General features: G+C 29.7%; 12 protein-coding genes and 1 pseudogene. 6 read left to right on the top strand and 7 right to left on the bottom strand.

The genetic code is table 11. The features are described 5' to 3' along the window. Positions 1–663, top strand: a 663-nt coding sequence (gene bshC / locus ACTG3S_RS06010; RefSeq protein WP_439128462.1) for a bacillithiol biosynthesis protein BshC, incomplete at its 5' end; no start/stop codon positions are given. Further along, on the top strand, positions 664–1,521 hold the full coding sequence (gene rlmF, locus ACTG3S_RS06005) for a 23S rRNA (adenine(1618)-N(6))-methyltransferase RlmF (RefSeq protein WP_439128461.1): 858 nt from the start codon (positions 664–666) through the stop codon (positions 1,519–1,521). It begins immediately after the preceding gene. An 89-nt stretch (positions 1,522–1,610) separates the two neighbouring features. On the opposite strand, the gene ACTG3S_RS06000 is transcribed toward rlmF, so the two are convergent. From ACTG3S_RS06000 to argS, 5 genes are all read right to left on the bottom strand, one after another. Beyond that, a complete protein-coding gene (locus ACTG3S_RS06000; RefSeq protein ID WP_439128460.1) occupies positions 1,611–2,210 on the bottom strand; it encodes a hypothetical protein in 600 nt (199 codons plus the stop codon). Continuing rightward, positions 2,200–2,493 carry a hypothetical protein gene (locus ACTG3S_RS05995; protein ID WP_439128459.1) on the bottom strand — a complete coding sequence of 98 codons (294 nt, stop codon included), beginning with the start codon at positions 2,491–2,493 and terminating at the stop codon, positions 2,200–2,202. The genes ACTG3S_RS06000 and ACTG3S_RS05995 overlap by 11 nt, the downstream gene beginning before the upstream one ends. Positions 2,494–2,571: 78 nt before the next feature. Next, positions 2,572–2,946, bottom strand: a complete 375-nt coding sequence (locus tag ACTG3S_RS05990) for a LysM peptidoglycan-binding domain-containing protein (protein ID WP_439128458.1) — start codon at positions 2,944–2,946, stop codon at positions 2,572–2,574. Between the two features lie 162 nt (positions 2,947–3,108). Beyond that, positions 3,109–4,497 carry a dihydrolipoyl dehydrogenase gene (lpdA, locus tag ACTG3S_RS05985; RefSeq protein WP_439128457.1) on the bottom strand — a complete coding sequence of 463 codons (1,389 nt, stop codon included), beginning with the start codon at positions 4,495–4,497 and terminating at the stop codon, positions 3,109–3,111. 191 nt (positions 4,498–4,688) lie between these two features. After that, entirely contained in the window at positions 4,689–6,464 is a 1,776-nt protein-coding gene (argS, locus tag ACTG3S_RS05980; protein ID WP_439128456.1) for an arginine--tRNA ligase, read from the bottom strand. Positions 6,465–6,595: 131 nt separating this feature from the next. Between argS and ACTG3S_RS05975 the strand changes: the two genes are divergently transcribed. The 3 genes from ACTG3S_RS05975 to ACTG3S_RS05965 all read left to right on the top strand — a co-directional run bounded on the left by ACTG3S_RS05975 (position 6,596) and on the right by ACTG3S_RS05965 (position 9,174). Then, on the top strand, positions 6,596–7,117 hold the full coding sequence (locus ACTG3S_RS05975; RefSeq protein ID WP_439128455.1) for a YkgJ family cysteine cluster protein: 522 nt from the start codon (positions 6,596–6,598) through the stop codon (positions 7,115–7,117). A 68-nt stretch (positions 7,118–7,185) separates the two neighbouring features. Continuing rightward, entirely contained in the window at positions 7,186–8,013 is an 828-nt protein-coding gene (locus ACTG3S_RS05970) for a sterol desaturase family protein (protein WP_439128454.1), read from the top strand. A gap of 3 nt (positions 8,014–8,016) precedes the next feature. Beyond that, positions 8,017–9,174: a hypothetical protein gene (locus ACTG3S_RS05965; RefSeq protein ID WP_439128453.1), complete on the top strand. Its 1,158-nt coding sequence runs from the start codon at positions 8,017–8,019 to the stop codon at positions 9,172–9,174. Between the two features lies 1 nt (position 9,175). Here the strand turns inward: ACTG3S_RS05965 and ACTG3S_RS05960 are convergent, their stop codons facing one another. Together ACTG3S_RS05960 and ACTG3S_RS05955 are read right to left on the bottom strand one after the other, a co-directional pair. Then, positions 9,176–10,237: a serine hydrolase domain-containing protein gene (locus ACTG3S_RS05960; RefSeq protein WP_439128452.1), complete on the bottom strand. Its 1,062-nt coding sequence runs from the start codon at positions 10,235–10,237 to the stop codon at positions 9,176–9,178. A gap of 12 nt (positions 10,238–10,249) precedes the next feature. Beyond that, positions 10,250–11,512 carry an exo-beta-N-acetylmuramidase NamZ family protein gene (locus tag ACTG3S_RS05955; protein WP_439128451.1) on the bottom strand — a complete coding sequence of 421 codons (1,263 nt, stop codon included), beginning with the start codon at positions 11,510–11,512 and terminating at the stop codon, positions 10,250–10,252. A gap of 7 nt (positions 11,513–11,519) precedes the next feature. On the opposite strand from ACTG3S_RS05955, the pseudogene ACTG3S_RS05950 reads away from it, so the two are divergent. Continuing rightward, positions 11,520–11,901: pseudogene (locus ACTG3S_RS05950) on the top strand (ABC transporter permease); the annotation flags it as partial.

Raw genomic sequence — 11,901 nt, 5'->3', positions numbered from 1 at the left:
TTAAAAGAAGTTGAAGAAAATCCGTTAGCATTTTCGCCAAACGTAATTATGAGACCTCTGTATCAGGAGGTAATTTTACCAAATTTATGCTACATTGGTGGAGGAGGAGAAATGGCTTATTGGATGCAACTAAAAAACTATTTTAACAAAGTTGAAGTTCCTTTTCCGATTTTATTGTTGCGTAATTCTGTGCAAGTCATCTCAGAAAAACAACAAAAAAAATTAGACAAATTAGACATTTCTTTAGAAGAATTATTTTTAAAACAACATAAGCTATTGTCTAAAAAGGTCGTAGAAAACTCAGATATCGAAGTAGATTTTGATGAGAAAATAGCCTATTTACAATCTCAGTTTGATGATTTAAAAAAAGTAGCTAAAAAAACAGATATTACTTTTACAGGCGCCGTAAAAGCACAAGAAGTAAAACAACTAAAAGGATTAAAAAACCTTAAAAAACGACTTCTAAAAGCAGAAAAAAGAAGACAAAAAGATTTGGTAGAAAGAATTACCTTGTTGCAAAACGAATTGTTGCCCAATCAATCTTTAGAGGAAAGACAACGTAATTTTTCTGAATATTATTTGGAATATGGTGTTGAGTTTATAGAGGCTTTAAAAAAAGGTCTAAAACCTTTACAATTAGAATTTACAATACTAGAACTTTAGATGAAAGATAAAGGTTTACACGTTAAAAATAGATTTAATAAAGGGTATGATTTTGAGGAGTTAATTCAGAAGAACCCATTATTAAGGGCGTTTGTTTCAAAAAACAAATATCAAAATTTAAGTATTGATTTTTCGAATCCGAAAGCCGTAAAAGAATTAAACAAAGCTTTGCTATTCACTTTTGATAAAATTTCTACTTGGGATTTTCCAGATGAAAATTTATGTCCACCTATTCCTGGTCGTTTAGATTATATTCATCATTTAGCTGATTTACTAAAATCCGAAGAAAATATTAAAATTTTAGATATTGGCACAGGTGCTACATGTATTTACCCGCTACTAGGCGTTGCAGAGTACAATTGGATTTTTGTAGCCACAGATATCGATTTGGATGCTTTAGACAGTGCTCAAGACATTATAGACGACAATGATTTGGGTGCAAACATTAAATTGCGTCAGCAATTTAATGAGCAACAAATTTTAAAAGGAATTTTAGAAGAAGACGATTCCTTTTCGGCAACTATGTGCAATCCGCCTTTTTACAAATCTGCAGAAGAAGCACAAGGTGCTAACAGAAGAAAAACGAGAAATTTAGGCAATAATACGGTCAGAAACTTCTCTGGAAACAACAACGAATTGTGGTATGTTGGCGGAGAAAAAGCTTTTTTGCATAACTATTTATATGAAAGTTCTTTATTTTCCAAAAAATCAAAATGGTTTACAAGTTTAGTCTCTAAAAAAGAAAATGTAGAGAGTTTAGAAAAATCATCTAAAAAATTGGGCGTTAGTGAGTTTAAAGTAATTCCGATGCAACAAGGTAATAAAGTAACAAGAATTGTTTGTTGGAGTTTTCAGTAAGTAGTTTTCAGGCATCATCACCTCGATTAATAAAAACGCAATAAGCTATTTAATCTGTAAAATCTGTATTTTTTTTCTTTACGAAATAACTAGTTGAAAACCACATCTTCAATTTTATACTTTTTACAAATAAAATGTAAAATAGTGTACACCAACATATGTACAAAAACCAAGCAAATAAAAGCATATAAAGGAACTCCGAACAATTGATATGGCCAATAATATGTCCAAACTCCTAAATAAATGGTAATAACTTCACCAAAAGCAGGCAAAATTAAAGCCAATATAATTGCTAAAATAATTTTGTTTTTTTGAGTTTGTTCTTTTAACAACGGAATTAAATTTCGTTCTAATTTGTACAAATAATGAAAAGCAAGCACCCAAGCAAAAGGCAACCAAAGAGGCAATGCGCTATCAACTTCATGATATTCCCAATAACCATTTGTAACTCCCCAAGTTTCGCCAACAATACCGCCAAAACAAGTCAATAACATACCTGCTAACAACAACCAGTTTTTGTTTTTTGGTTTATAAATATCTTTGTAAATATTATAAAAAATTTTTAAAAGTAAAATACAGGCAATTAGCAAATCATGTTCTTTAAAGTAGCCAATAAAAACACCTGCAATTACAAGTTTTAAAATAGCTTTTAAAACTTCAATAAAAAATTCTTTTTTGTTAGTGATCAAAATTTTGCCCCTTTTTTAAAAGTTTTTGGTATCTTTTTTCGTACAATTTAAAAGAAAGAAAGTAGGTTAATAAAAAGTACAAACAAAAGATAGAGGTAAATTTAAACAAAAAAGTAAATGATAAAATTCCTTTTACACTCTCTAAAGCTTGAAAAATAAGACTAAAAGGGATTGCAAAAAACAAGGCTTGTTTAAGTGCATATTGTAACCTGTTTTCTCTTTTTTGTTTCCAATAGTTAATAAAATCATTATTCTTTTTTTTATAATGCTCTTTAGAGTTCATTTTAGTTTTTTAAAGCACCAAATATAAAAAAACCGAAACAGTTCGTTTCGGTTTTATAAAATAAATTTATTGTAATTCTTACAAATTAGGAATCACTAATTCTTGACCTGGATGTATTACATCTGGGTTTTTTAAAATGTTTCCATTGGCTTTAAATATTTCAGTGTATTTAGATGCTTTGCCATAATATTGTTTGGCAATTTTGCCTAAAGTTTCTCCTTTAGCAACTGTATGTTTTGCATAAACAGAATCATCTTCTACTTTAATATCTGCCATTATATCTGTTGGGTTTTCACCACCAACTTTTTTAATTTCGTCCCAAATTAAATCTTTTTCATAAGGTGTTTTAGCAGTTCCCCAAACTTTTAATTGTCCGTTTTCTTCTTTAACGTCACCATTTTGAATGTTTAACTGTTCTCCTAAGTCTAAAACACTTTGATATTTTGCTCTCATTTTTATTTTTTTGATTGTTTAATTATATCTGAAATATACAAAAAAACCGAAGTAATTAACTTCGGTTTTTCGATAAATGTATAAATTCTATAGATGAAAGTTATTTACTTTCTACAATAGTAAAAGGAAAATATTCCGAAAAAAGTCCAGAATTTCGCCTCGCTATAAGTGTATCACTTCATCATAAGCATCAGCTACAGCTTCCATCACAGCTTCACTCATTGTTGGATGAGGGTGAATTGCTTTTAAAACTTCATGTCCTGTAGTTTCTAATTTTCTTCCTAAAACAGCTTCTGCAATCATATCTGTAACTCCGGCACCAATCATATGGCAACCTAACCATTCACCATATTTAGCATCAAAAATTACTTTTACAAAACCATCTGGTGTTCCAGCAGCTTTTGCTTTTCCTGAAGCAGAAAATGGGAATTTACCAACTTTTAAATCATAACCAGCCTCTTTTGCTTTTTCTTCGGTTAAACCCACAGAGGCAATTTCTGGAGTTGCATATGTACATCCAGGTACATTACCATAATCTATTGGTTCTGTATGTAAACCAGCCAGTTTTTCAACACAAGTAATTCCTTCTGCAGAAGCAACGTGTGCCAAAGCTTGTCCAGGAACCACATCACCTATAGCATAATAACCAGGAATGTTGGTTTGGTAATAATCGTTTACTAAAATTTTGTCTCTATCAGTAATAATACCCACATCTTCTAAACCAATATTTTCAATGTTCGATTTTATACCAACTGCAGATAGTACAATATCAGCCTCTAATTTTTCTTCGCCTTTTTTTGTTTTAACAGTAGCAACCACTCCATCACCAGAAGTATCTACAGCTTCTACAGAAGAATTTGTCATTACTTTAATACCTGCTTTTTTAATAGAGCGTTCAAACTGTTTCGAAATATCTTTATCCTCTACAGGCACAATATTTGGCATATATTCTACTATAGTTACCTCAGTTCCCATAGTATTGTAAAAATGTGCAAATTCAACTCCAATTGCACCAGAACCTACAACAATCATAGATTTTGGTTGTTTTGGTAATGTCATAGCTTTTCTATAACCAATCACTTTTTCGCCATCTTGTGGTAAGTTTGGCAACTCTCTAGAACGAGCACCAGTAGCAATAATAATATTGTCTGCACTATATTCTGTTACTTTACCATCAGCATCAGTAACATCTACTTTTTTACCAGTTTTTATTTTTCCAAAACCGTCAATAATGTCAATTTTGTTTTTCTTCATTAAAAAAGCAACACCTTTACTCATTCCATCTGCAACACCACGACTTCTTTTAATTACAGCATCAAAATCTTTATCAATTGCTTCTGCTTTTAAACCATACTCATCTACGTGTTTTAAATAATCGTAAACTTGTGCAGATTTTAGCAATGCTTTTGTTGGGATACATCCCCAGTTTAAACAAATGCCACCTAAAGATTCTTTTTCTACAATGGCAACTTTAAAACCTAATTGAGATGCTCTAATACCTGTCACATATCCTCCAGGTCCACTTCCAATAATAATGATGTCGTATTTCATAATTGTGTTTGTTTATTTTTTGGGCGTTTTAACGGGCTTTCACTACTCGCTTCACGCTAAAAGCGTGAGAGCTCAAACAGGTCGTTCAATCCCTAACGCGTGCAAATTTACTAACTTTTCTTATTTATTTTAACTTTATTCTTGTTTATTCAATACAGTCCATTCCTTTTGGGAAGGTTCGTAAAGACTTTCTACATTCTTTCAGGAACATCAATTCCCAACAAAGAAAATGCTTGTTTAATAGTGTCTGCTACTTTTTTAGATAACTGTACTCTAAATACTTTTTTATCTTGGTTTTCTTCTCCTAAAATAGATACATTCTGATAAAAAGAATTAAACTCCTTTACCAAATCATATGTGTAATTTGCAATAATTGCAGGCGAATAATTGGCAGCAGCTTGTTGCACAGTTTCAGGGAAAAGTTCTAATTGTTTTAATAACTCTTTTTCTTTTTCATGTAAATCAATCGAAACTGATTTTGAATAATCAAAATTGGCTTTTCTAATGATAGATTGAATTCTAGCATAGGTATACTGAATAAAAGGCCCTGTATTTCCTTGAAAATCTACAGAACTTTTTGGATCGAACAAAATTCTTTTTTTAGGATCTACTTTTAAAACAAAATATTTTAAAGCACCTAAACCAATGGTTTTGTATAATTCTTCTTTTTCTTCATCAGAATAACCTTCTAGCTTGCCAAGTTCTTCAGAAATAGTTCTTGCTGTATCTGTCATTTCTATCATCAACTCATCCGCATCTACAACAGTACCTTCTCTAGATTTCATTTTTCCAGAAGGTAAATCTACCATTCCATAACTTAAATGATATAAATTTTTAGCCCAATCAAAACCTAATTTTTTCAAAATTAAAAATAAGACTTGAAAGTGGTAATCTTGCTCATTACCAACTGTATAAACCATTCCACCAACATCAGGGAAATCTTTTACACGTTGTATGGCTGTACCAATATCTTGTGTCATATATACAGCTGTACCATCTGAACGCAATACAATTTTTTCATCCAAACCATCCTCAGTTAAATCGCACCAAACAGAACCATCTTCTTTTTTGTAGAAAACACCTTTTTCTAATCCTTGTGCAACAACATCTTTCCCTAATAAATAAGTGTCACTTTCATAATATAAAGTATCAAAATTAACACCCATATTTTTATAGGTCGTATCAAAACCAGCATACACCCAAGCATTCATAGTTTCCCAAAGCGCAACTACTTTTTCATCTCCAGCTTCCCATTTTTGCAGCATTTCTTGTGCTTCTAATAAAATTGGCGCTTGTTTTTTTGCATCCTCTTCAGAAACACCAGTTGCAACTAAGTTGCTAATTTCTTTTTTATATTCTTGGTCGAATTTTACATAATAATTACCAACCAACTTATCGCCTTTTAAACCTGTAGATTCAGGTGTTTCTCCATTTCCGTATTTTTCCCAAGCCAACATCGACTTACAAATATGAATTCCACGATCATTAATAATCTGCGTTTTATATACTTTTTTACCAGCCGCTTTAATAATTTCTGCCACAGAATACCCTAATAAATTATTACGAACATGCCCTAAATGCAGAGGTTTATTTGTGTTGGGTGATGAGTATTCTACCATAACAGCTTTGTCATCCGCCTTTGGAGAAACAAAACCAAAACTGGTATTTTCATAAATTGAATTGAAAAAATTGGTGTAAAAAGTATGATCAATTACCAAGTTTAAAAAACCTTTTACAACGTTAAAATTGATGATTTCTGTAACGTTTTCTACTAAATATTTTCCTAAATCTTCACCAATAGCTACAGGATTTCCTTTTTTGTAACGTAGTAAAGGAAAAACAACAACGGTTATATCGCCTTCAAATTCTTTTCTGGTTGCCTGAAATTCTACAGAAGGAATTTCTATATTATAAAGTGCTAAAAAACCTTCTTTTACTTTGGTTTCTATGGTGTTTTGAATATTCATTTACTTTCAAAAATTGAATTGCAAAATTAAGAATTTTATTTGTTTTTTAGAGCAGATTCTATTTAAAAAATAGCTTTTTTAGCAGTTAATAAAACAATGGCTTTATAGCTTTAAAATTGTACTTTTGTAACATGGAAAAACGATTAGAACAACTACCAAAATTAGCACAAGACGTGCAGAAAGAAAACAAAAAGTATTTTGCTAGTTTAAAAAAAAGGACTCCTAAAAACTTAGATTATGTTATGCAAGAATTGCATACAAAGGAGTTTGAAAAAACGGATTGTTTAGACTGTGGTAATTGTTGTAAAACAACCAGCCCTATTTTTATTGATAAAGATATAAAACGAATTTCTAAACATCTAAAAATGAAAGTAGCAGATTTTGTAGACACTTATTTGGAAAGAGATAAAGACGATTTTATGGTGTTAAAAACAGCACCTTGTTCTTTTTTAGATGAAAGAGATAATTCTTGTTTAATTTATGATGTAAGACCAAAAGCCTGTGCTGAATATCCGCATACAGATAGAAGGAAATTCATACAAATTACGGATTTAACTATTGCAAACACGTTTATTTGTCCTGCAACTTATAACATTATTGAAGCTTTAAAAGAAAGGATTCCAATGACTTCCAATAAAAAGATAAGAAGATAATTTTTTAAGTTTTTTTTGAAATAACAAGTTGAAATATTTTAACTATTTTAGTAGCAAATATAATTATTTTGGAAACTATTTTTAATTATTTTGAAACCATCCCTTCTTCACATAGAAGTTTAATTTTAGTTGGAGGTATCACTTTTTTTTGGTTATTAGAAGGAGCTATTCCTTTATTTAAATTCGATTATAAAAAATGGCAACATGCCATACCCAATTTATTTTTTACTTTAACCACCGTAATTATAAATTTTTCATTGGCTTTTTTATTGTTAAAAACAGCAGATTGGGTACAAGCAAATAATTTTGGAATTATAAATTGGTTTCCAGAAATGCCTCTTTGGCTATATGTTGTTTTAGGAGTGTTGTTTTTAGATTTCTTTGGAGCATATTTAGCACATTATACAGAACATAAAATCAAACCTTTGTGGATGGTTCATTTAGTGCATCACTCAGATCACAAAGTAGATACAACTACTGCAAACAGGCATCATCCTATAGAAAGTGTTATCCGTTTTGCATTTACACTATTAGGTGTTTTTGTGGTTGGGACACCTATTGCTATTGTATTTATTTATCAATCGATGTCTTTAATTTTTACACAGTTTACACATGCAAATATCAAAATATCTCCCAAAGTAGATAAATTTTTAAGCTATTTTATAGTTTCTCCTGATATGCACAAAGTACATCATCATAACATGTTGCCTTATACAGACTCGAATTACGGAAATATTTTTTCTATTTGGGATCGAGTTTTTGGCACATACTTAGAATTAGATCGAGAAAAAATTGTGTATGGAGTGGATACGTTTCCTGATGAAAAAACAAACTCTTCTTTAAAAGAACTATTAAAACAGCCTTTTCAAGGGTATAGAAAACCAACTAATCAGTAAAAAATGAATAAACTTAAAAGTTTTTTTTTAGAAAGTAAGAATATAAAATTTTTTTATTTTTTATTCTCAGTCTTAATTCTTGCTGGATCTTTTTGGGTCGGTTTTACACAAGATTATCCACAATACATCGATCAATGGAAAGGTGTTATTGCTGGTTTTAGCCCTTACCAAGACGCAAATGGTAATTTTCAAATGTTTTGGTATGGACCTTTACATAATGTTTTTGCTTTTTTTTATTATGTACATCCAAATTTGCCAAGAATAACCTTTATGAGTTTTTGGTTACTGTCTTCTTACATTATTTATAAAGAGTATTTAAAAAATTATCGAAATTTTAATTACAAAATCGGAATATCACTATTAATAATAACTTTATTAAATCCTTATGTTTTTAAAATGTTTTATTTTGGTGGAAATGATATTTTACTAGGAGGCTTTTTGTTTTTCGCTTTCTATTATTATCATAAAAATAGGTTTCTTTTAGCTGCATTGTTATTTGTACTCTCTTTTACTTACAAGATTTATCCTGTTATCTTTTTTCCGTTTCTTGTAATCAATACTATTAGAATTACGGACATAAAATCGCTGAACTATAAAAAGATTTTTAATTTTCCATTTCTAAAGTGGTTATTTATCTTTTTAATAGCTTCATTATGTTTACAATACGTAGTTTTTGGTAAGTTTGGTTTAATGTCTTACTATCATGTAACTGATAGAAATGCAACAAGTTCTGCATTGTTTTATTTTTTGACTAAAGTTTTGGAACTTAAAATTCCAAATATTTTATCTATAATTGTTGGCTTTTTAGGTTTAACAGTTATATTTTTCTCTTTTGTTTTCGGTAAGATAAATAGGTATTCAGCAATGATTATTGCACTTCTTATTTTATTTATTACGAGTCGTGTGTTTTATTTTAGTTACGAAATTTCTTTACTACTGTTATTACCATTTATAAAATTACTTTTTCATAAAAAAAAGAATACTATAAGCTTTAAGTATTTTTATATTTCTCTTATAATAATTGCGCTCATCACTTTTATAAGTGAGCATTTGTTTCATTTTAAATTAAGAAATTATAAGGGTTTTATTTATTTAATACCAAATTTGATATTAATTTCTATCCTTTTAAAAAATCCTTTTTTTACAAAAAAGATTGTTTAGATTAATGAGATAATAAAAATATTTTTTCTAATCCTTTTATCAAATTTTTCATTTTTACTCCTGATAGATTTGTAAGAATAGAAATTACAATTTCTTTTTCAGGATAAATTAATAAGTAAGTACTTGCTCCAATACCGCCACCTGAATGACTGAATCGAATAGTATTGTTTATTTTTTTAAAACCAATTCCTATACCATAATTAGTATTTTTACCACTTGTTGTTTTTTGAGGCGTTACAAGTTCTTGTAAGGTTTTTTTTGAGATAATATTAGGATAAATAAATTCATTTCCAAAAATCACTAAATCTTCTGAAGTTGATAAATAACCACCACCAGCAGCTTTAAATTCATTATTTACTTTTGGTCCTTCAATAATTTTATTACCTCTTAAAATGTAAAACTTAGTTTTATGGTTGATTTTTTTATCAGTAAAATCAACACATGTGTTATTCATTTTAAGAGGTTTAAAAATTTGCTCTTGCATGTATTTAAAATAATCTTTACCAGATACATTTTGAATTGCAACGCTTAATAGATTCCAACCATAGGTACTGTATTTGAATTTTGTTTGAGGTTTAAATAGTAATTTAGAATCTTTAAAAACGTCCAATCCCTCAACAATTGACATTCTTTTATTTAGTAAAAACTCTCTTCCATTATAATGTCTAATTCCTGCTAAATGACCACCCAATTGACGAACCGTAAAATCGTATTTCTTTTTAGGGAAATCTGGCACATAATTATACAAACTATGATCTAATTTTAATTTTCCTTCATCCACCAATTTACCCAAAGCCAATGCTGTTAAAGTTTTAGAAATACTTGCAATTCTAAATTTAGTCTTTGCGGCATTTACTTTTTGTCTCTTTTTTATATCTAAATAACCAAATCCTTGAGAATATATTAAAGATCCTTTTTTTGAAACAGAGATAGCCATTCCTGGTATGTTTTGCTCTTTTAAAAAATTCTCTCCTAACGATGTAGCTTTATCATTTTTTAAATTTTGAGCGCTTAAAAATTGATTAAAAGCAAGTAAAAAGAATAAGAAGTATGTTTTTTTCATTAAGTAAGATTTCTATTCATATATCAAATATCGTTCCCTAATTTTTTGAAACGCTTCCAAATCTTCAACCCAAGTTTTTCGAATTTCTTCTTCAGACAAACCTCGTTCAATTTGTTGTTGCAGTTTTGTATTTCCTGCATGAATGGTAAATGTGCTACCGAAGAATTTTTCTGTTTTAGGAGTTCGTTGGTAGGCATCCATTAAAAAAGACAAATCTATTTTATATAAATGTTTGTAATTTCTTAAATCAATACCATAACACAATTTATTTTTATGTTTTGGGTATTTTGCACCTTCATTAGCTTGTGGAGTGTAACTAAAATCAGTTTTCTTAAAAAATGGCGTTCCATATCTTTGAAATTGAAACTGGGTTCCACGTCCAGCATTTATGGTAGTTCCCTCAAAAAAACCCAAACTAGGGTAGAGGTTAATGCTTTTATCATTGGGTAAATTTGGCGAGGGTTTTATGGGTAAACTATAGGATGATTTGTGAGTATAATTTTTTAAAGGAATCACTGTTAAATCACACTGAACGTTATTTTTCAACCATTTTTCACCATTAATCATTTGTCCATATTCTCCAATAGTCATTCCATAAACCACAGGCACAGGATGTTTGCCTACAAAACTAGCATGTTCTATTTCTAAAACTGGCCCATCTATATAATGCGCATTTGGGTTGGGTCTGTCTAAAATTATTAAGGGAATTCCATTTTCGGCACAAGCTTCCATTACATAATGTAAAGTAGAAATATAAGTGTAAAAACGTACACCCACATCTTGTATATCAAAAACAACAACATCTATACCTTTTAATTGCGCTGCAGAAGGTTTTTTACTTTTTCCGTGTAAAGACAAAATAGGCAAACCTGTTTTGGTGTCAACGCCATCTTTTACCAATTCTGCAGCATCTGCTTGTCCCCTAAAACCATGTTCTGGAGAAAATACTTTTTTTAAATGAATGTTCTTATAATTATAGAGATAATCTACCAAATGTTGCGTAATTTTTTTGCTTCCCATTACATTTGGCGTAACTTCAACTCTTTCTAAAACCGTTAAAACAGATGTTTGATTAGCAACTACAGCAATATTTTTTCCTTTTAGTAAATTCAAATACAAGGCAGTTCTTTCTGCACCAGTTTTAATAATAGTATCGTTATTTAAACTTTGAATTTTAAACTTTGAATTTTGAACTTGTTTAGAACATGAAATCAACTGAAAATTCAAGAATAGAAATAAGAATAAATATGTACTTTTGAAAGGTTTAAAAATCATTATTAATTTGAATTACGAGTTATTTATTGCAAAACGCATTATTGCCGGCAAAAAGTATAAAAATAGCATATCCTCTCCAATAATAAAAATTGCCATTACTGCAATTGCATTGGGTATAATTATTATGCTAATTGCTGTAGCTACGGCCTCTGGTTTACAGAGCAAAATTCGCGATAAAATGGCAGGTTTCAAGGGTCATATTCAAATTGTGAATTACGATAATAATAATTCCGATGTTTCTATTTCTCCCATAGAAAAAAACCAAGATTTTTATCCTGAATTTAAAGCTATTGAAGGCGTTAAAAACGTTCAAATATTTGCTAGTAAAGGTGGCCTTATTCGAACAAATACCAGTTTTGAAGGGATTGTTTTTAAAGGTGTATCTTCTG

It is taken from the genome of Polaribacter sp. (assembly GCF_965656025.1).
In the GTDB taxonomy this organism is placed as follows: domain Bacteria; phylum Bacteroidota; class Bacteroidia; order Flavobacteriales; family Flavobacteriaceae; genus Polaribacter.
The sequence above is the reverse complement of the archived record's forward strand: the minus strand, read 5'-3'. Positions and strand labels throughout refer to the sequence as shown.